The sequence below is a fragment of the Nocardiopsis eucommiae genome, assembly GCF_965344335.1.
Lineage (GTDB): Bacteria > Actinomycetota > Actinomycetes > Streptosporangiales > Streptosporangiaceae > Nocardiopsis > Nocardiopsis eucommiae.
In genome coordinates this window covers 61,860-82,477 of sequence record NZ_CBDRIY010000020.1, presented here as the reverse complement: position 1 = coordinate 82,477, position 20,618 = coordinate 61,860, and the positions used below count along the sequence as shown (strand labels likewise).

At 72.6% G+C, this 20,618-nt stretch carries 10 protein-coding genes; 6 read left to right on the top strand and 4 right to left on the bottom strand.

Annotation, left to right across the window (positions count from 1 at the left end):
* Entirely contained in the window at window positions 1-2,514 is a 2,514-nt protein-coding gene (locus ACRWK8_RS14985; protein ID WP_431871013.1) for a penicillin acylase family protein, read from the bottom strand.
* A 315-nt stretch (window positions 2,515-2,829) separates the two neighbouring features.
* Here ACRWK8_RS14985 and ACRWK8_RS14980 point away from each other — a divergent pair, with 315 nt between their 5' ends.
* The 5 genes from ACRWK8_RS14980 (at window position 2,830) to ACRWK8_RS14960 (ending at window position 15,803) form a co-directional block, all read left to right on the top strand.
* The gene (locus ACRWK8_RS14980; protein WP_378737844.1) at window positions 2,830-3,042 is read left to right on the top strand and encodes a hypothetical protein; all 213 of its coding nucleotides are present in this window, start codon (window positions 2,830-2,832) and stop codon (window positions 3,040-3,042) included.
* Window positions 3,043-3,347: 305 nt separating this feature from the next.
* On the top strand, window positions 3,348-13,709 hold the full coding sequence (locus tag ACRWK8_RS14975) for an amino acid adenylation domain-containing protein (protein ID WP_431870976.1): 10,362 nt from the start codon (window positions 3,348-3,350) through the stop codon (window positions 13,707-13,709).
* 64 nt (window positions 13,710-13,773) lie between these two features.
* Complete coding sequence (locus ACRWK8_RS14970; protein WP_378737840.1) at window positions 13,774-13,983, top strand: MbtH family protein; 210 nt, start codon at window positions 13,774-13,776, stop codon at window positions 13,981-13,983.
* 51 nt (window positions 13,984-14,034) lie between these two features.
* The gene (locus ACRWK8_RS14965) at window positions 14,035-15,006 is read left to right on the top strand and encodes an ATP-binding cassette domain-containing protein (protein WP_431870973.1); all 972 of its coding nucleotides are present in this window, start codon (window positions 14,035-14,037) and stop codon (window positions 15,004-15,006) included.
* Window positions 15,003-15,803: an ABC transporter permease gene (locus ACRWK8_RS14960; protein ID WP_431870971.1), complete on the top strand. Its 801-nt coding sequence runs from the start codon at window positions 15,003-15,005 to the stop codon at window positions 15,801-15,803. The genes ACRWK8_RS14965 and ACRWK8_RS14960 overlap by 4 nt, the downstream gene beginning before the upstream one ends.
* 50 nt (window positions 15,804-15,853) lie before the next feature.
* On the opposite strand, the gene ACRWK8_RS14955 is transcribed toward ACRWK8_RS14960, so the two are convergent.
* The 3 genes from ACRWK8_RS14955 to ACRWK8_RS14945 all read right to left on the bottom strand — a co-directional run bounded on the left by ACRWK8_RS14955 (window position 15,854) and on the right by ACRWK8_RS14945 (window position 19,560).
* A complete protein-coding gene (locus ACRWK8_RS14955; RefSeq protein ID WP_431870969.1) occupies window positions 15,854-16,861 on the bottom strand; it encodes an SRA domain-containing endonuclease in 1,008 nt (335 codons plus the stop codon).
* A 343-nt stretch (window positions 16,862-17,204) separates the two neighbouring features.
* Window positions 17,205-18,221 carry a nitronate monooxygenase gene (locus ACRWK8_RS14950; RefSeq protein ID WP_431870967.1) on the bottom strand — a complete coding sequence of 339 codons (1,017 nt, stop codon included), beginning with the start codon at window positions 18,219-18,221 and terminating at the stop codon, window positions 17,205-17,207.
* Window positions 18,222-18,294: 73 nt separating this feature from the next.
* A complete protein-coding gene (locus ACRWK8_RS14945; protein ID WP_378737829.1) occupies window positions 18,295-19,560 on the bottom strand; it encodes an MFS transporter in 1,266 nt (421 codons plus the stop codon).
* Window positions 19,561-19,728: 168 nt separating this feature from the next.
* Here ACRWK8_RS14945 and ACRWK8_RS14940 point away from each other — a divergent pair, with 168 nt between their 5' ends.
* Window positions 19,729-20,484 carry an SDR family NAD(P)-dependent oxidoreductase gene (locus ACRWK8_RS14940; RefSeq protein WP_431870964.1) on the top strand — a complete coding sequence of 252 codons (756 nt, stop codon included), beginning with the start codon at window positions 19,729-19,731 and terminating at the stop codon, window positions 20,482-20,484.
* Window positions 20,485-20,618: the final 134 nt, after the last annotated feature.

Sequence of the window (20,618 nt, the reverse complement as noted above, 5' to 3'; positions counted from 1 at the left end):
TCACGGCACGAGGGTGAGTTCGTCCGTGTGCGCCGCCCGGACCGCCTCCTCGGTCACCGCCCACGGCAGTGTCTCGCCCCGGGCCCACGGTTCCAGCTGGTCGTCGTAGTTCGGGTGGAAGGCGTGCCCGGAGTTGCCGGTCAGGTGGATCCAGGTGGAGGAGTCCCGGTCGGCCAGGTCCACGACCATGCGCATGGACGGAACCGTGGTGATGCCGTAGCCCTCCGCCGTGTTCCACCCGGTGGCGTTGACCAGGTCCGAGCCGCCCGCGCTCTCCACCGGACCCCGGTTGAACAGCCACTCCACGGGCCCGATCCCCGAGGTCCCGAAGGAGTCGTGGGTGGCGGTCAGGGTGTGCAGGTCGCCCCAGCGCCAGTCGGCGGGGGTGTCGCCCAGCAGCTCGGTGAGTTCCTCCACGGCGGCGTCCATCGCGGCGGCCAGCACCGCGTCGCGTCCGCTGACCTCCTCGCCCTCCCACCAGGTCGAGTCGGGGTCCGCCAGCAGTCGGGACACCACGTGCATCCCGCGCGAGCGGCCGTCCATGTCGTGTTCCCCCAGTTCGTCGAAGAGCAGGGGGAGGAGCTGGCGCCAGGTCGCGTTGTAGAACGCGGCGGCGGCGGAGTCGGGTTCGTTGCGGTGGTCCCAGTCGGTGAGGAGGTCCCGGGCCTCGGCCGTCGCGCCCTCGACCGGGACGTCCAGCAGGTACGGGGTGACCTCGAGCGCGCTGGTGTGGAGCGAGTCCACGAGGATCCGCTCCATGTCCGCGACGCCCACGGGGCCCTCGGCCGTCGCCTCGGCCAGGAGGTCGTTGATCCGCTGGCCCCGGTAGCCGTAGTTCCAGTCCGAGGTCAGGAAGTGCTCGTAGTCCTCGTCCACGACCGCCTCGTTGGCGGTGACGATCACCCCGGACTCCGGGTTGTACACGCTGGGCAGCTCGTCGAACGGCAGGAACTCCTCCTCCCAGTCGTACGCGGAGTCCCAGCCGGGGGCGGGCCAGCGGCCGTCGCCCTCGCCCCGGACCGGGACCAGGCCGGGGGCCTGGTAGCCGATGTTGCCCTCGTCGTCCGCGTAGACGAGGTTCTGCGAGGGCACGTCGAACTTGCTCGCGGCCTCGCGGAAGGTCTCCCAGTCACGGGCGCGGTTCAGGGAGAAGATCGCGTCGGCGGTGGTGCCCGGCTGAAGCGCGGTCCAGCGCAGGGACACCTGGTAGGGGGACTCGTCTCCCTCGCGGGGGTTCTCCCCGATCTCGCGCAGGTCGGAGCCCGCGGCGGTGGTGGAGAGGATCGGGCCCCGGTGGGTGGACCGGATGGTCAGTTCGAGGTCCTCCCCGCCGGAGACCGCGATGGTCTCCTCGATGATCTCCAGGGGTCTCCGCTCCCCGTCCACCACGTACTCGTCGCCCTCGACCCGCTCCAGGTAGAGGTCCATGACGTCCGGGTTGAGGTTGGTGAAGCCCCAGGCGATGGACTCGTTCTGGCCGATGACCACGCCCGGCAGGCCCGCGAAGCTGAACCCGCTGGTGTCGAAGGGGCACTCCTCGGTGAGCTCCGTGCAGTGCAGCCCCGTCTGGTACCAGGTGGAGGGCATCGAGGCGCCCAGGTGCGGGTCGTTGGTGAGGAGCGGGGAGCCGGTCTCCGTGTGCTCGCCGGACACGACCCAGGAGTTGGATCCGAGGTCGGGGTCGTCGGAGGGGCCGAGGAGGTCCGGGACGGCGTCGTGCACGTCGGACAGGCCGCCGAGCGCCGCCAGGGCCTCCTCGGGGAGGTCGGGGGCGCGGCCCAGGTCGGCCTCGGAGTCGGACCCGGCGTGCTCGTCGGTGTCGGTGATGGTGGCGTGCTTGTCGGTCGGGTACGCCGGGTAGAGCTCCTCGATCAGTTCCTCGTCGAGGCCGTCCGCGAGGAGCAGGGCGCGCCGCGTCTCGTCCTGGAGGTTGCCGCCGAGGTCCCAGGCCATGGCCTTGAGCCAGGCGAGGCTGTCCGTGGGGGTCCACGGCTCCACGGTGTAGTCGTCCGCCGTGATGCCGAGGAGGCCGTACTCCAGGCTGGCGGAGAGGCCCTGGTTGTCCTCGATCCAGGCGTTCACCCCGGCCGCGTAGGCGTCCAGGTAGCGCCGGGTGTCCTCCTCCAGGAGGTCGTACTCCTGCTCGGCCACCCGTCGCCAGCCCATGGTGCGCAGGTAGACGTCGGTCTCCACCTGGCCGGGGCCGAAGAGCTCGGCGGTGCGGCCCGCCGTGACGTGCCTGCGGAAGTCCATCTCCCAGAACCGGTCCTGGGCGTGGGTGAACCCCTGGGCGACGAACAGGTCCTCGGCGTCGTCGGCGTACACGTGCGCCACGCCGTGCTCGTCCCGCAGCACGGTCACCGGGGAGCTGAGCTCGGACAGCGTCAGCTCCCCGGAGACCGTGGGGAACGACCTCCGTACCGCCCAGACGCCCAGGAGCGAGGCGATCAGCGCGAGTGACGCGACCGTGGCGACAAACCCCAGAAACACACGAAGAAGGACACGCTTCCGCATTACACCCATGTCGGAACACTAGGGTGTGCCGCCGCGAGCGTTCTAGGGATCGATCGCAGTCTATTTAATTGTTACCAAGTGGTAGAAAACTCTGTTCCCCCTGGCTGTGCGGGTGAACTCGCGCGGGTGCGGGAACGTGTCGGTGTCCGGGCGCGGAGGGCGCCGCCGGGGTCGGACCCGGATCGGTCGTGGTGCTCGGAGGATTCCGTGGCGGAACGGACCAATACCCCTGCCGTTCGGCCACGAATGGACCCTGAGGGGCGATTCGTCCAACCGGCGACAGACCCCGTCCGACCATCGAAGGGAACCCCCGCCATGACGTCAGTTCGTCGACGTGTCTCCGTGCTCCTGCTCTCCGTGCTCACCGCCTCCACGGTCCTCGGGTTCGCCGTCGCTCCTGCTCAGGCTGCCGCGACCCCCGCCGTCGGAGCCCCGTCGTCCTCGGGTGGGCTGCTCGGCGGGCTGGGCCTGTTCGGGGACGGCGGTCTGGTGACCGTCTTCATCGGCAACTACCAGATCAACAACTAGCGATCCCTTTCAGAGAGGCCGGAGTGGTGCACTCCGGTCCCTTTGTCCTGTCCGGAATATGGCTTTTAGTAAGTATGTGATTGCTATGTGTGATGTGCATCACGCAATCCTTCCGAACTTTCCCCACGAATCACCAGTGATCACAGACAAGCTATTGAAAGCGGTCATCCCACCCCACGGGGTGGCCGATCCGCTGGCGTGCTCCGCTCCCCGCCCGGAGCGCCCCGGACCCAGACACGCAATTCCCCGCAACCGCGGCCCGCCACTGCTCCGGCAGGGGCGCCGACGCGATTGGAAGGTCCTCGATGACGAACACCGGCCGAGCCCGCCGACTGCCGCTCACGGCCGCCCAGAGCGGGCTCTGGTACGCGCAGCAGATGGACCCGGGAAACCCGGTGTACGCCATCGCGGAGTACCTGGAGCTGGACGGACCGCTGGACGTCGCGATCCTCGGCGCGGCCCTCCGCCAGGCGGTGCTGGAGACCGAGTCGCTCCACCTGCGCTTCGGTGAGGAGGACGGGGAGCCCTGGCAGGAGGTCCGTCGGCCCGAGGACTGGTGGCCCACCGTCGTGGACCTCACCTCCGAGCCCGACCCCGCGGAGGCGGCCCGCCGCTGGATGCGCGACGACCTCGCCCGAGCGCAGGACGTCCTGGGCGAGACCCTGTTCGCCGAGGTGATCTTCCGCCTCGGCGCGGAACACCACTTCGTCTACCAGCGCGTCCACCACCTGCTCCTGGACGGCTACGGGGCCATGCTGGTCCTGGGCCGGGTCACCGAGATCCACGACGCCCTGGCCGCCGGGACCGAGCCGGGCCCCAGCCCCTTCGGTTCGTTGAGCCGGCTGCTGGAGGAGGAGGCCGACTACCGGGAGGACGGCACCGAGGAGGCCGACCACCGCTTCTGGTCGGAGCGGATGGCCGACGCCCCGGACGCCGTGGGACTGGCCGGGGCACCCGTGCGCATGCCCACCACCCTGTACAGGGTCACTGACGACCTCCCCCGCGAGACCGCCGCGGGGCTCCAGGCCGCCGCGCGCGCCCAGCGTACCGGCCTGCCCACCGCGGTCCTCACGGCCACCGCCATCCACCTCCACCGCTTCACCGGCGCCCGGGACGTCGTCCTGGGCCTGCCGGTCACCACCCGCCGCACGTCGCACGCCCGGACGGTCCCGGCCACGGTCTCCAACATCATTCCGCTGCGGATCCGGGTCCGACCCGACCAGCCGGTGTCCGCACTCCTGCGGGAGGTGGCCGTGGAGACTCGGCTGGCGCTGCGGCACCAGCGCTACCGGAGCGAGGACCTGCGTCGCGGTGCGAACCTCGGCCGCCGCCTGACCGGACCGTCGGTGAACATCATCCCGGCCCTGGGACGGCTGGTCTTCGCCGGTCTCCCGGCCACCACGCACAACCTCTCGGTCGGCCCCGTCGAGGACCTGTCCGTCATCTTCCACGGCCTCGGCGCCACGGAGGACGTCCGCGTCGACTTCGACGGCAGCCCCGACCTGTACACGCGCGCCGAACTGGTCGACCACCAGCGCCGCCTGTTCGCCGTCATGCGCGCCATGGCCGAGGACCCCTCCGCACCGGTGGGGGCCCTGGAGGTCCGCACCGCAGAGGAGCGGCGGCGCGGGCCGAGCGTGAGCGAAGGCCCGGCGCGGGCACTGCCCGACCTGACGGTCGCGGACGAGTTCGCGATCACCGCGTCCCGGTTCCCCGAGAGCACCGCGGTCGTCGCGCCGGACGGCCGCCTCACCTTCGCGGACCTGGACGCCCGGTCCGACCGCTGGGCCGACCACCTCGTCGCGCTCGGCGCCGCCCCCGGGCGCGTGGTGGGGCTCCGGCTGGGACGCCACACCGACCTCGCCGTCGCCCAGCTGGCGGTGCTCAAGGCCGGTGCCGTCTGCCTGCCGCTCGACCCCTCCTACCCCCGGGGCCGACTGGCCGCGATGGTGCGGGACGCCCGTCCGGACCTCGTGCTCGCGCACGGCGACACCCTGTCCGAGTCCGAGGAGGGAGCCCCCGAGGACGCCCCTCGGACCGTCCTGATGGACGACCCGGCCACCAGGGCCGCCGTCGAGGACGGGCCGCGCCAGCCCGCCCCGGAGCGGCCCCGCCCCGTCACCGGGGCCGACCTCGCGTACGTCATCTACACCTCCGGTTCCACGGGCACTCCCAAGGGGGTCGCCGTGGAGCACCGGTCGCTGCTCAACCTCCTGCACTCACACCGCGCGCTCGTCTTCACCCCCGCCCGCGAGCGCCACGGTCGGGCGCTGCGGGTGGCCCACACCGCCGGGCTCTCGTTCGACGCCTCCTGGGACCCCTTCCTGTGGATGGTCGACGGACACGAGCTGCACCTGGTCGAGGACGAGGTCCGCCGCGACCCCCAGAGACTCGTCGCCCACCTGCGTGAACACGGTCTCGAAGCCGTCGAGACCACACCCTCCTTCGTCCGCGCGCTGCTGGCCGAGGGGCTCGCGGAGCCCGGCGGCCCCACCGTCGTCGCCCTGGGCGGGGAGGCGGTGGACGCCGACCTGTGGAACACGCTCGCGGCGCTCGAACACGTCACCGCCCTCAACCTCTACGGACCCACCGAGACCACGGTCGACAGCCTCACCGCGCCCGTCACCCCGGACCGCCACCCGCACATCGGGGTGGCGGTCGCCAACTCCCGCGCGTACGTCCTGGACGCGGGTCTGCGGCCCGTCCCGCCCGGCGCCACCGGCGAACTGTACGTCTCGGGAGCGTCCGTCGCGCGCGGTTACCTCGGCCGCCCGGGGCTGACCGCCGAGCGCTTCGTCGCGGACCCGTTCGCCGCCGACGGAAGCCGCATGTACCGCACCGGGGACCTGGTCTCACCCGGGGCCGACCACGCCCTGCGGTTCCTCGGTCGCGCCGACGACCAGGTCAAGGTGCGCGGGGTGCGCGTCGAACCGGCCGAGGTCGAGGCCGTGGTCCGGGAGTGCCCCGGTGTGCGGCGGGCCGCCGTGATCGTCGTGGGCGACGGCGCGGACACCCGACTGGTGGCCTACGTGGTCACGGACGATCCCTCCGACACGGCCACGGCCACGGACACTGACGCGGCCACGGCCACGGACGCGGTCCGCGCGTACGCCTCCGAACGCCTGCCCGCGTTCATGGTGCCCTCCGCGACCGTCCGGGTCCCCGAACTGCCGCTGACCCCCAGCGGCAAGCTCGACCGCGCCGCCCTGCCCCTGCCCTCCGGCGGATCCGACTCCCGCAGGGCGCCGCGCGACGAGCGCGAGCGCAGGCTCTGCGCGCTCTTCGCCGAGGCGGTCGGGGTCGAGGGCGTCGGTGTGGACGACGACTTCTTCGCTCTGGGCGGCCACTCCCTGCTGGCCACCCGCCTGATCGGGCGGATCCGCGCCGAGTTCGGCGCGGCCCCCACCATCCGTGAACTCTTCGAGAACCCGACCGTGGCCGGGTTGGCCGGGGTGCTCCCCGACGGGGCCGGGACCGCACCGAGGCTGGAGGCGCGGGAGCGCCCCGAGGTGGTGCCGCTGTCGCACGCCCAGCGCGGACTCTGGTTCCTCAACCGGTACGCACCCGACTCCGGCGCCTACAACATCCCGGCCGCGCTCCGGCTGCGCGGCGAGCTGGACACCGGGGCCCTGCGTGCCGCGCTGGACGACCTGGTGGAGCGCCACGAGACCCTCCGCACCGTGTTCCCGCTGCACGGGGAGGAGCCCCGCCAGCACGTCCTGGCTCCGGGCGAGAGCCCCCTCGACTTCGCCGCCGTGGCGTGCCCAGAGCACGACCTGGAGCGGGTGATCGCGGCCGAGGCGGGCCGGGGCCTGGACACCTCCGTGGAGACGCCGCTGCGCGTGCGGCTCCTGAGGGTCGGTGACCGCGACCACGTCCTGCTGCTGGTCCTGCACCACATCGCCGGTGACGGATGGTCGCTGGGACCCCTCGCCCGGGACCTGTCCGACGCCTACTCCGCCCGTTCGCGGGGGCGGGCCCCCGACTGGGAGCCCCTCCCCGTCCAGTACGCCGACCACACGCTCTGGCGGAACGAGGTGCTCGGCGCGGACGACGACCCGGGGAGCGAGCTCTCCCGTCAGCTCGCCCACTGGCGCGAGGCCCTGCGCGGGGCCCCGGAGGAGACGGTCCTGCCCGTGGACCGCGCCCGCCCGGAACGGTCCAGCGGGCGCGGCGGCTCGGTCCCGCTGCGCCTGTCATCCGAACTCCACGAGCGCCTCGGCGCTCTCGCGGACCGGCACGGCGCGAGCCTGTTCATGGTGCTCAACGCGGGCCTCACCGCACTGCTCTCACGTCTGGGAGCGGGCAGCGACCTCACGGTGGGCACACCCACGGCGGGCCGCACGGAGGCCGAGCTCGACGACCTCGTCGGCTTCTTCGTGAACACGGTCGCCATCCGGACGCGGACGTCCGGAAATCCGACCTTCGATGACCTGGTCATCCGATCCAGGCAGGCCTGCCTCGCCGCCTTCGCCCACCAGGACGCCCCCTTCGACCGCGTCGTCGAGGAGCTGCGTCCGACCCGCCTCGGCTCACGGCCACCGCTCTTCCAGGTGATGCTCGCCCTCCAGAACCTCCCGGCCGCGCGGGCGTCCCTGGGCGACCTCGACACCACGGTGATGGACGGCGTCGGCACCCGGCAGGCCAAGTTCGACCTCACCTTCAACCTGACGGAGCACCTCGGTTCCGGCGGAGTCGCGGACGGGCTCCTCGGTGACCTGGAGTACGACGCCGACCTCTTCGACGAGGGCACCGCCCGCTCCATCGCCGCCCGGTTCACGCACCTCCTCGCGGTCCTGGCCGAGGCTCCGGACCGCGCGATCGAGGACGCGGAGCTCCTCATGCCGGGGGAGCGGGCGGAACTGGACGAGGGTTCGGCGGGACCGGACCGCCCCGGGGTCGCGGACTCGATCCTGGAGGCCTTCGAGGCCCAGGTCCTGTGCACGCCCGACCGGACCGCCGTGGTCGCGGGCGACCACTCCCTGACCTTCGCCGAGCTGGACGCCCGCGCCGAGAGCCTGGCCCGCCTCCTGGCCGACCGGGGCGCCGGACCCGGCTCGACCGTGGCGACGGTGCTGCCGCGCTCCGTCGACCTCGCGGTGGCGCTCCTGGGCGTGCTCCGCAGCGGGGCCGCCCTCCTGCCCGTCGACACCTCCTACCCCCGCGAGCGGATCGACCACATGTTCGCGGACGCCCGGCCCGATCACGTGCTCATGACGACGGGCCACCGCACGCGCGTTCCCGCCGACAGCACCGTGCTGTACGTCGACGCGCTGCCGCTGGACACACCGACGCTCCGGGTGCCGGACCGGCCCGGCCCCCGCGACACGGCCTACGTCGTCTACACCTCCGGATCCACCGGGCGCCCCAAGGGCGTCGTGGTCGAGCACCGCTCGCTCGCCAACCTGCTCCACTCGCACCGGGAGCGCGTCTTCGGCCCCGCCGTCACCGCCGTGGGCCGGCCCCTGCGGGTCGCGCACACGGCCGGGGTGTCCTTCGACGCCTCGTGGGACCCGTTCCTGTGGATGGTGGACGGCCACGAACTCCACATCGTGCAGGACCCCGTGAGAGGGGACGCCGAACGACTCGTCGCGCTCCTGCGCGAACGCGGGGTGGACGCCGTCGAGACGACGCCCTCCTACGCCCGGCAGCTCGTGGCGCTGGGGCTCTTCGACGGCGGTACCGGGCCGCGCGTGCTCGCCCTGGGCGGCGAGCCCGTCGACGCCCGGCTCTGGGCCGAGCTGCGCGAGGTCCCCGGCCTGACCGCGCACAACCTGTACGGGCCGACCGAGTGCACCGTCGACAGCGTCACCGCCCGCTCCGACGACGAGGCCGAGCCGGTGATCGGCGGACCCATCGCCAACACCGGTGCCCGGGTCCTGGACGGCGGGCTCCGCCCGGTCCCCGCGGGGGTCGTCGGAGAGCTCTACCTCAGCGGGGCCGGGGTCGCGCGCGGTTACCTCGGCCGCCCGGGGCTGACCGCCGAGCGCTTCGTCGCGGACCCGTTCGCCGCCGACGGAAGCCGCATGTACCGCACCGGGGACCTGGTCACCCGCCGGTCCGACGGGGCGCTGCGCTACGTCGGCCGCGCCGACGGACAGGTCAAGGTGCGCGGCCACCGGATCGAACTCGGTGAGGTCGAGGCCGTCGTGGCCGAACACCCCGACGTCGCCCAGGCGGCCGTGGTGCTCACCCGCACCCGCGACGGGGACGCGCGGCTGGCCGCCTTCGTCACCGCGCGCCCCGGCGGGCGCCCCGACACCCGGGGGGTCCGCGACCACGCGGCGCGCAGGCTTCCCGCCGCCATGCTGCCCGGGGTGGTGATGGTGCTGCCCGAACTCCCGCTGACGCCCAACGGCAAGCTGGACCGGGCGGCGCTGCCCGAACCCGAGGCCGTCACCGGCGGCGGACGCGGACCGCGCAACCACGACGAGACCGTGCTGTGCGAGCTGTTCGCCAAGGTCCTGGAGGTGCCCGAGGTGGGCATCGACGACGACTTCTTCGCCCTCGGCGGCCACTCGCTCCTCGCGGTGCGCCTGGTGGCCCGGATCCGTCACACGGTCGGCGCGGAGGTCTCAGTGCGCACGCTCTTCGAGGCACCGACCGTCGCGGGTCTGGCCGCCGCGCTCGGCACCGGACGCCGGTCCAGGCCCCCGCTGCGACCGACGCCCCGGCCCGCGCGGATCCCGCTCTCCTTCGCCCAGCGCAGGCTGTGGTTCCTCAACCGGCTGGACCCCTCGGCGGCCCTCTACAACCTGCCGATGGCCGTGCGGATCACCGGTGAGCTGGACACCGAGGCGCTGCGCGGGGCCCTGGACGACGTCTCCGCGCGCCACGAGAGCCTGCGCACGGTCTTCCCCGACATCGACGGAGAGCCCCTCCAGCACGTATTGCCCCCCGAGGCGGTCACCCCGGGCGGCGCGTGCGTCGAGGTCGCCTCCGAGGAGGAACTGCGACGCGCCCTGGCCCGCGAGGCGGGGCGGGGCTTCGACCTGGCCGTCGAGACACCCCTGCGGGGCCACCTGTTCAGGGTGGGGCGTGAGCACGTCCTGCTGCTGGTCCTGCACCACATCGCCGGGGACGGATGGTCGACCGCCCCCCTGGCGCGGGACCTCTCCATGGCCTACACCGCCCGTGTGCACGGCACCGCGCCCCTCGCCCGCGACCTGCCGGTGCAGTACGCGGACTACACGCTCTGGCAGCGCGAGGTCCTGGGCGACGAAGGCGACCCCGAGAGCGCGATCCGGCACAGCCTGGACGCCTGGGAGCGGCGGCTGTCCGGCGCCCCGGACGAGGTGCGGCTGCCCTCCGACAGGCCCCGTCCCGCCACGGCCTCCCCGCCCTCCGCGAGCACGGGGGTGGAGATCGGCGCGGACCTGCACGAACGCCTGCTGCGGTTGGCCCGGTCCACGTCCACGAGCCTGTTCATGGTCCTCCAGGCCGGGCTCGCCGCCCTGCACACCCGCCTGGGCGCGGGCGACGACATCGTCATCGGAAGCCCGGTCGCGGGGCGCACCGACCCCGCCCTGGACGACCTGGTCGGCTTCTTCGTCAACACGCTGCCGCTCCGCACCGACACCTCCGGCAACCCGACCTTCACCGACCTGCTGGCGCGGGTGCGCGACGCCGACCTCGACGCCTTCGACGACCAGGAGGTGCCCTTCGAACAGATCGTGGAGCGGCTCAACCCCTCCCGCGCGCTCGGACGGCACCCCCTGTTCCAGACCGCCCTCACCCTCCAGAACAACGAGACGCCCACCATGGAGCTCTCCGGGCTGGACGTGCGCCCCGAACCGGGAGCCCCGGCGCTGGGCGCCAAGTTCGACCTCTCCTTCGACCTGGCCGAACAGGCCGGACCGCTGGGCGGCGCCGCCGGTGTCACCGGCACGCTGGAGTACAACAGCGCGATGTTCGACCCGGGAACGGCACGGCGCCTCGTGGAGCGCTACGTCCGGTTGCTCGACGCGGCCACCCGGACACCCGGGGCCCGCCTCGGCCGCCTGGAGATCCTCTCCGGCGAGGAGCGGGAGGGACTCCTGGCGGACGGCCACGGCCTGCGCAGGGAGCTCCCGGTCGAGACCGTCGTGGAGCTGTTCGAGGAGCAGGTCCGGCGCACCCCCGACGCGACCGCCCTGGTCTGCGGGGAGGAGCGGCTCAGCTTCGCCGCGCTCGAACGCCGCGCCAACTGCCTGGCCCGTTCGCTGGTCAAGCTCGGGAACGGCCCCGGCGACGTGGTCGCCGTCCTCCTCCAGCGTTCGGTGGAGACGGTGGTGAGCCTCCTGGGCGTGCTCAAGAGCGGTGCCGCCTACCTGCCCCTCGACCCGGACCACCCGGACGAGCGGTTGGCCACCATGCTGGCGGACGCCGCTCCGGGGCTGGTGCTCACCGACTCCTCACTCGCCCACCGGGTCCCCGACGCCCCGCTGGTGCGGGACGTGGACGCCATCACCGACAAGCACGGCGACTGCCACTGCGGCACCGCGGGCGCGCTCACCGACCGTGAACGGGTCCGCCCGCTCACCGCCTCGGACATCGTGTACGTCATCTACACCTCCGGCTCCACCGGCAGGCCGAAGGGCGTCGAGGTCGAGCACGGGTCGTTGGTCAACCTCTTCCTGAGCCACCAGGAGGAGCTGTTCACCCCGGTCAGCGAGGAGCTGGGCCGCAAGCTCCGCGTCGCGCACACGGCGGGGGTGGCCTTCGACGCCTCCTGGGACCCGATCCTCTGGCTGGTCGACGGGCACGAGCTGCACGTGGTCGAGGACACGGTGCGCCGGGACCCGGCCGGGCTCTCCGACTACCTGACACGGCACCGGGTGGACTCCGTCGAGACCACCCCCAGCTACGCCCGCAGGCTCATCGCCGAAGGTGTGCTCGACCACGCGGACGCGCTCTCGGTGGTGGCGCTCGGCGGGGAGGCGGTCGACGCCGACCTCTGGGACGACCTGACCCGCCGCCCGGGCGTGCGCGCCTACAACTTCTACGGTCCCACCGAGACCACCGTGGACGCCGTCATCGCGGGTATCCGCGGGGAGGACGGCCCGACCATCGGCAGGCCGGTGGGCAACATCCGGGTGTACGTGCTCGACGGCGGACTCCAGCCCGCGCCCGTGGGCGCCCTCGGTGAGCTCTACATCGCCGGGGCCGGGCTGGCGCGCGGGTACCGCAGCCGCCCCGGCATGACGGGGGAGCGGTTCGTGGCCGACCCCTTCGCCGCCGCCGGCGGACGCATGTACCGGACCGGGGACCTGGTCCGGTGGCGCGCCGACGGCACGCTGGAGTTCGTCGGCCGCGCCGACGACCAGGTCAAGCTCCGGGGCTTCCGGATCGAACCCGGGGAGATCAGGGCGACGCTGGTGGACCACCCCGGCGTGGCCGAGGCCGCCGTGCTGGTCCGCCGCACGGCGGCCGGGGACGCGAGGCTCGTGGCCTACCCGGTACCGCTCGTCCACCCCGGACCCACCGACGCCGAGCTGCGGCGACACCTGGCCGCGCGGCTGCCCGAGTACATGGTCCCGGCGGTGTTCGTCCGTCTGGAGTCCCTGCCCCTGACCGTGAACGGCAAGGTCGACGGCGCGGCCCTGCCCGACCCCGCCGAGCACGCCCCCCAGGTCACCGGGGCTCCCCAGACACGGCGCGAGATCCGGATGTGCGCGCTGTTCGCTGAGGTCCTGGACCTGCCGAGGGTCGGCGTGCACGACGGGTTCTTCGAGCTGGGCGGGCACTCCCTGCTCGCCGCGCGCCTCGTGCGACGCGCCAGCGCGGCCCTGGGCCAGGAGGTCACGGTGCCCATGCTCTTCCAGAACCCCACGGTCGCCGGGCTCATCCAGGCGGCGGACGGGGAGACCACCGGGACGGGGCTCGGGCGGATCCTGCCGATCCGGCCCACCGGCGAGGGCGCACCGCTGTTCTGCGTGCACCCCGCCGGAGGGCTCGCCTGGCCCTACGCGGGGCTGGCACGGCACATCGGGGCCGAGCACCCCGTGTACGGACTCCAGGCCCCCGGGCTCAGCCCCGGCGACCGGACCGAGCACGCCACCGACCTGCGGTCGCTCACCGAGGACTACGCCGCGCGCATCCGCGAGATCCAGCCGGAGGGCCCCTACCACCTGCTCGGGTGGTCCTTCGGCGGCAACATCGCGCACGCGCTCGCCGGGCACCTCCGGGAGACCGGTGACGAGGTGGCCACCCTGGCCCTGCTGGACTCGCACCCGTTCGGCCAGTCCGCCGACGCGGGCTTCGACGACGACACCCAGGTCCTCGACGCGCTGCTCCGGGCCATCGGCTACGGCGAGGACGCCGACCGCCTGGGCGACTCCCCGACGACCGGGGACGCCATCGCCGTGTTCCGGCGCCACGGCGACCCCCTCGGAGAGCTCTCCGAGGACGCGGTCGAGGCCATGCTCCTCGGCTTCGACCGGCAGGTCTCCCTGCTGCGCCGGGGCGAGCCGCCCGTCTTCGACGGAGACCTCCTCTTCTTCACCGCGACGCTCGACGGCGTCCCCGGAGTCGACCTCGCGCGGACCTGGCGCCCCTACGTCGAGGGCCGGATCGACGACCACGACGTGACCTGCACGCACGCGCTCATGACCACACCGGAGGCGCTGTCAGTGATCGGCCCGGTCGTCGCCGACCGGATCGCCCGCTCCCTGGCGCACCGCCGCTGACCCCCACGCACCACCGACAACCCGCGGCCCGCGATCGCGCGCCGCTCGGACAGAAGGGCACACCATGCAGAACCCGTTCGACGACACCGACGCCTCCTTCCTGGTCCTGGTCAACGCCGAGGACCAGCACTCCCTGTGGCCCGCCTTCGTCCCGGTCCCCGCCGGCTGGGTCGTGCGCCACGGCCCCGCCGAGCGCCAGGAGTGCCTGACCTACATCGACACCCACTGGACGGACATGCGACCCCACCGGGTCCGCCAGCTCGACGCCGCCTGAGAGACCCGGGCCCGGCCGTGCGGCCGGGCCCCCGACCACGAAGGGAGTGACGTGGGGGACGACCATGTCATCGACGTCGAGGGACTGACGAAGTCCTTCGGGGGACACCGCGCGCTGCGGGGCATCGACCTGGCCGTGCCGCGCGGGCACGTCCTGGGGCTGCTCGGCCCCAACGGGGCGGGCAAGACCACCACCGTCCGTGTGCTGACCACCCTGCTCCGGCCGGACGGCGGCCGGGTCCGGGTCGCCGGTCACGACGTGGTGGCCGACCCCGGCGCGGTCCGCCGCAGCATCGGGCTCTCCGGCCAGTACGCGGCCGTGGACGAGAAGCTCACGGGCTTCGAGAACCTGCGCATGGTGGGGCGCCTGTACGGGATGAACCGCGCGCAGGCGGCCGAGCGCGCCCGGGAACTGCTGCGGCGCTTCCGGCTCTGGGACGTCGCGGACCAGCGTTCGGGCGCCTACTCGGGCGGGATGCGGCGACGCCTGGACCTGGCCGGGGCCCTGGTGGCCCGGCCCGAGGTGGTCGTGCTCGACGAACCCACGACCGGCCTGGACCCGCGCGGGCGCCTGGACACGTGGGAGATCGTCTCCACCCTCGTGGAGGACGGGACCACGGTCCTGCTGACCACGCAGTACCTGGAGGAGGCCGACCAGCTCTCGGACACCATCGTGGTCATCGACCGGGGAACGGTCATCGCCCGGGGCAGCGCGGACGCGCTCAAGGAGCACATGGGCGGGGCGCGGATGGACTTCGTCCTCGCGGACGCGGCCGACCTGGAGTCGGCCGCCGGGATCGTCGCGGACCACGGCAACGGCCGGCCCGAGACGGACCCGGGAGCCCGGAGGCTCTCCGTGGGCACCTCCGAGGGACAGGAGGCGCTGACCGGGGCGTTGGCCGCGCTGCGCCGCGGCGGCGTCCCCGTGGTGGAGGTGGCGCTGCGCCGCCCCACCCTGGACGAGGTGTTCCTCGAACTCACCGGCCGGGACGAGCCCGCCTCCCTGGTGGGAGGGCACCGGTGAACGTACTGGCGAGATCGGTGAGCGACAGCGGCGTCGTCGCCCACCGCAACCTGCTCCATGTCGTGCGCACCCCGGGATCCATGGTCGCGGGGGTCATCCAGCCGGTGATGTTCGTCCTGCTGCTCGCCTTCGTCTTCGGCGGCAGCCTGGGCGGCGCGCAGTACCGCGAGTTCCTCATCGGGGGCATCTTCGCGCAGACCCTGCTGTTCAACTCGTCCTTCACGGCGGTCGGGCTGGCCAACGACCTCCAGCAGGGCATCGTGGACCGCTACCGGTCGCTGCCGATGTCCCGGATCGCCGTCATCCTGGGCCGGACCCTCTCGGACCTGGCGACGAGCTCCCTGTCGCTGCTGGTCACGGCCGCGTGCGGGCTCGCGATCGGGTGGCGGGTCACCACGGGGGCGAGTGAGGTGCTCCTGGGCGTGGCCCTCCTGCTCTTCTTCGCCTTCGCGACCTCGTGGATCGGTGTGTTCATCGCGCTGACCGCCCGCAGCGTCGAGGTGGCCCAGAGCCTGGGCCTGGTCTGGCTGTTCCCGGTCGCCTTCGTGTCGGGCGCGTTCGTCTCCATCGAGGGCATGCCCGCTCCGCTGCGGGTCGTCGCGGAGTGGAACCCGGTCACCGCCGTCGCCTCGGCCGCCAGGGAACTCTTCGGCAACGCCCCGCCGCCGGGACTGGCACAGCCGACCGGGTGGCCCGCCGAGAACGCGGTGCTGTACGCGGTGCTGTCCTCGGCCGTGGTCATCGCGGTCTTCGCCCCGCTGGCCCTGCGCCGCTACGTGCTCATCAGCGCCCGCTGACCCACGGGGCGCGGAGGCGGAGCGCGACAGCCCGCCCCCGCGCCCCGTGGTTACGGGTTCGGTACCGGCCAACCGACGAAGTGGTCTCCCTCGCGGTAGACCAGGTGGATGTCGACTGACTGGAGGAGGTTCACCAGGTCCTCTTGAGGCCGCTTCGGGAGCAGGACCGCTAGGCGGGGGTCGGCGGGCTCGACATGCCGGCGGTAGTCCATGAGCTGCCCGATTGCCATGCGTACGTTTTCCCGAGTAGTAGATCCTTTTGCCTCGAAGAGCACGTGACTGCTGACGTCGTAGAGATCAGTGACCAACGTAGTGGAGTAGCCCTCGGGTCGAATCTGGAAGCGCTTGACCTTGTGCTCGTGTTCTTCGAGCATGGCTCGGAAGTCGTTGCAGAGCTGAGACTCGTGGCGTTCAACCTTGGTCTTAGGGGAAGCGGATCGGGCCAGCGGAGTTCCATCTGAGGTTTCCGGCTCGACCAGCGTGCTGGTAGTGGCATCGGCGGAAACCACCGAAGATTGTGTGAAGGACATCGGCGGGATGGTGTACTCGGGGGTTGGTTCCATCGCGTCGATGGGGCGCAACTGAAAGACGATGACGGTGCGTTGCTTGCCCGCCTTGTTGGGGCGTTCCTCTACTCGGTAGGGCACCAGATCGTCCAGCTGGAAGCTGCCTACATACCGCTGTTCAGCGGTCTTTCGGCCGACCTTCCTCCCCGTAGCCTTGAAAACACGGAGGGTTCGCTCGGGGAAAGTCTCATGCGTCCCGCGGTGTGGATTCTTATGCTTCAAGATTGCCGCATTGCGCGGCCCGAATGTTCCAACAAAGGTTTGATTTCCTTGGCCGTCCCCCGTGTATTCAAAGAGGTAGCCCTGCTCGTCCGGTACGGGTAGCCACCCATCGTGGAAGCCCGATTCCTCGCCCGCGGCTGGGTCGCTAAACAGGAAGATGTTGGGGCTCGTGTTGGACGTGAGGATACCCATGCCCTGCCCTCCGCCACAGTTGTCCTTCACTTCCTGACGGGTGGTGAGGGCCCCCGGCTTAAGGAAGAAATCACTCATGGTTTGAATCTACCTTTCCCTGTGGTTCAGGGCGTCAGTCGCTTGATCGTGGAGGCCCCTCGTCGAAGGAGCGCAGGAGCTGGAGGTGGTGAGGAATGTCTTGGAGGGTGGTGGCAGATTGCCGCCCTCAATGCCGGTACCGACAGTTGAAGGAGGCCTTCGGGGAGCCGATCGCTCCCCAATGGTGCACCGAGGACCTCCACGAGGTGCTCGGTGGCGGGGGCCTTGTAGTGGTCCACACGGAACGTCTCGCCGTCCTGGTCGAGTACAACCGCGGCCACGACCAGGCCTGCTGGCGGGACCCGCCCGCCGCGCTCGTGGCCCTCACCGGCGACTGGCCGCGCTAGACGACCTCGCGGAGGGCGGCGACGAGGTCCGCGGCGGGCAGCTCGCGTGCCCGACGGAACCCGGTCCCCGCCCACAGGGCCATGCCCCCGGTGTCACCGGCCCGCGCCGCGGCGGCGCGCAGCGGCTTCGTCATGTGGTGCACCTCGGGGTAGGCCGCGGGCGCGTCCGGGTGCTCGGTCATGAACCGGTTGGTGAGGCCGCGCGCCGGGCGTCCGGTGAACGCCCGGGTCAGTGAGGTCCCGGTGAAGGACGGGTCGGCCAGCGCGGCCTTGTGCGCGGGCTGCGCGCCGCTCTCCGGGCACCGGAGGAAGGCCGTGCCCAGCTGGACGGCGGTGGCCCCCGAGGTCAGGGCGGCGGCGACGTCCTCCTCGGTCATGATCCCCCCGGCGGCGATCACCGGCACCTCGACGGCGCCCACCACCTCGGGCAGCAGGGAGAGCAGAGGCCGGTCGTCGCCCCGGGCGGGGTCGAAGGTGGCGCGGTGCCCGCCCGCCTCCACCCCCTGGACGCACACCCCGTCGGCACCCCGGGCCACGGCGGTCCGGGCCTCCTCGACGGTGGTGGCGGTGACGACCGTGGCCGAACCCGCGTCGCGCAGTCGCTCCAGCACCCTTGTGGAGGGGCAGCCGAAGGTGAAGCTCACGACGCTGACGGGGGAGCCCACCAACAGGTCGATCTTGGCGTCCCAGGCGTCGTCGTCGTACGTGGACGGGCCCACCTCGGCCCCGTGCCGCACGGACTCCGCCGCGAGGTCCCTCCGGTAGCCGTCCAGCACGGACACCGGAGCCGGTGCACCGGAGGGGACGAACACGTTCACGCCGAACACGTCGGTGCCCAGCCCGCGTACCCCGCTGATCCGTTCGGCCAGCGCCTCCACGGACAGGTACCCGGCGGCCAGGGAACCCAGGCCGCCCGCGCCGTCCACCGCGTGGACCAGGGCGGGGTTGGACGCGCCTCCGGCCATGGGGGCCTGGAGGACGCGGCGCGCACCGAGGAGTTCGTGCAGATCCATGCTTCCCGCCTTCCGGGATCCGGTGCGGGACGCTCCCCGCGTGACCTGCGCGCAGGCTAACAGGCGCGCCGGATCAGCCCCGGGCCGCGTCCTCGTTCCGCCGCACCGCCCAGGTGAAGTCCGCCGACTCGGGCAGCAGCCGGGTGAGGACCAGCGCGGCGGCGGCCAGGGCCAGGGCGAACCCCGCCAGGACGGACACGGCCGTGGCGATGCCCCACAGCTCCCACAGCCCGCCGAACGAACTGGTCGTGAGCGCGCTGCCGAGCAGGGTCACCACCGTCACCGCCGAGAACATCGTGTTCCGGTTGGCGTCGGTGAACATCAGCTGGCACCAGGCCCCGGAGAGCACCCCCGCGAGCCCGATGAGGAACTCGGCCGCCACCAGTCCCGCCACCAGCGGAACCACTCCGTGGGCGGCCAGGACCAGCGGGAGGCCGATCCCCATCGACAGGAGCGGGCCCCACACGTGCGGGCGGTCCTGGTGCACCCAACGGGCGGCGGCCGCCCCGGCGGCCAGGGAGAGGCTCATGACCAGGAGGACCAGCCCGTTCAGGCGCACGTCGTCGCCGTACTCGGCCAGCAGCATGGGCTGCCAGGACACCACGAGCAGCATGGTCGCGACCATCAGGGACAGGGCCAGCACGATCGGCGGGAGGAAGCGGCGGGAGGCCACCAGGACCACCGACTCCAGGACGATGGCGCCGATCCGGCGGTCCCGCCGTCCCAGCGTCGGCGGGAAGCACACGGGGGCCAGCACGCCCAGGAGGAGGACGAGGGCGCCGCCCACGGCGATCATCGTGCCCGCCGACAGCCACGTGCCCCCGACCATCACCGAGGCCGCTCCCAGCACGGAACCCAGGCGCGTGGACACCGAGCCGACCCGGACGATCCTCGTGATGCGCGCGTTCCTCTCGTGGGAGCCGATCCGGTTGATCAGGATCGCTTCGAGGGTGCCGGACTTCAGGGACATGCCGATGTTGCCCAGGCACACGCCCACCACCGTGAACACGAGTCCGTCCGCCAGACCGAGGGCCACGAGCCCCGAACCCCACACCAGGAGGCCGAGTGTCAACAGGCGCCGGTGCCCGTACCGGTCGCCCAACGCGCCGCTGGGCGCCTCCATGACCAACCCGATGAGGTGGCCCCCGGCCAGGACGAGCCCCACGGCCCAGGGGTCGGCCCCGCGCGCGAGGATCACGGTGACGAAGACCGCGCCGTAGGCGAAGTCGGCCGTGGTGCTGACCAGGGTGAAGACGCTGAGCCGGGCCAGGAGCGGGAACCGGCTCCTCTCCGGAACCGGTGCGACCCCGGGGGTCGGGTCGGAAGTGCTGGGGGACATGGGCGGCCCGCTTCCGTCGGGCCCGTGCACCGGGCCGGTGGGGGTTTCGCCGACGCTAACAGCGCCCACCCCCACCCCTCCAGGTGTTTTCCCCCGTGGCCCCGCCAGGCGGCGGGGACTACGGTCCCCGATACGCTCGGCGCGACACCTGACCTTGGGAGGAACCACATGACAGCGACCGCGGTCGTCACCGGAGCCAGCAGCGGGATCGGTGCCGCCACCGCGCGCGGCCTCGCCGCCGAGGGCTACGACGTGGTCCTCGTGGCCCGCCGCGCCGACCGGATCGCGGCCCTGGCCGAGGAGATCACCGGAGCCGGTCACTCGGCGCGCGCCCAGGTCCTCGACGTCACGGACCGCCCGGCGGTGGACGCCTTCGCGGAGGCCCTGGGCTCCTGCGACGTGCTGGTCAACAACGCGGGCGGGGCGATCGGCACCGAGACCGTCGCCGCCGGCGACCCCGCCGACTGGCGTCGTATGTACGAGGTCAACGTCCTGGGCGTGCTCAACATGACCCAGGCCCTGCTGCCCAAGCTCATCGCGAGCGGGGACGGCACCGTCCTGGTCGTCTCCTCGGTGGCCGGACACGGGGTCTACGAGGGCGGCGGCGGGTACGTGGCCGCCAAGCACGGCGCCCACACGCTGGCCGCCACGCTCCGCCTGGAACTGTGCGGGGAGCCGGTCCGGGTCCTGGAGGTGGCCCCCGGCATGGTCAGGACGGAGGAGTTCTCCCTGAACCGGCTGCGCGGGGACTCCGAGCGGGCCGAGGCGGTCTACGCCGGGGTTCCCGACCCGCTGAGCGCCGAGGACGTGGCCGACACCATCGTGTGGGCGATCACCCGCCCGCCGCACGTCAACGTCGATCTGCTCGTGGTGCGTCCGCGTGCCCAGGCGGCCGCGCACAAGGTTCACCGCATCAGGGAGTAGGCGACGCCCGGGAGCGATCGGGGAGGGCCTTCCCGGGAGCCGGAACGCGTGATTGGGTGTGACCCGTATTACATGGCTGGCGGAGTGGAACCGCGCTGCGCCAGCCGTGGGGTCACCCGTCCCGCACGGCTAGG

Coding starts and splice junctions, on each gene's coding strand:
- ACRWK8_RS14985 (WP_431871013.1), bottom strand. CDS start 2,514: ATGCGGAAGCGTGTCCTTCTTCGTGTGTTTCTGGGGTTTGTCGCCACG.
- ACRWK8_RS14980 (WP_378737844.1), top strand. CDS start 2,830: ATGACGTCAGTTCGTCGACGTGTCTCCGTGCTCCTGCTCTCCGTGCTC.
- ACRWK8_RS14975 (WP_431870976.1), top strand. CDS start 3,348: ATGACGAACACCGGCCGAGCCCGCCGACTGCCGCTCACGGCCGCCCAG.
- ACRWK8_RS14970 (WP_378737840.1), top strand. CDS start 13,774: ATGCAGAACCCGTTCGACGACACCGACGCCTCCTTCCTGGTCCTGGTC.
- ACRWK8_RS14955 (WP_431870969.1), bottom strand. CDS start 16,861: ATGAGTGATTTCTTCCTTAAGCCGGGGGCCCTCACCACCCGTCAGGAA.
- ACRWK8_RS14950 (WP_431870967.1), bottom strand. CDS start 18,221: ATGGATCTGCACGAACTCCTCGGTGCGCGCCGCGTCCTCCAGGCCCCC.
- ACRWK8_RS14945 (WP_378737829.1), bottom strand. CDS start 19,560: ATGTCCCCCAGCACTTCCGACCCGACCCCCGGGGTCGCACCGGTTCCG.
- ACRWK8_RS14940 (WP_431870964.1), top strand. CDS start 19,729: ATGACAGCGACCGCGGTCGTCACCGGAGCCAGCAGCGGGATCGGTGCC.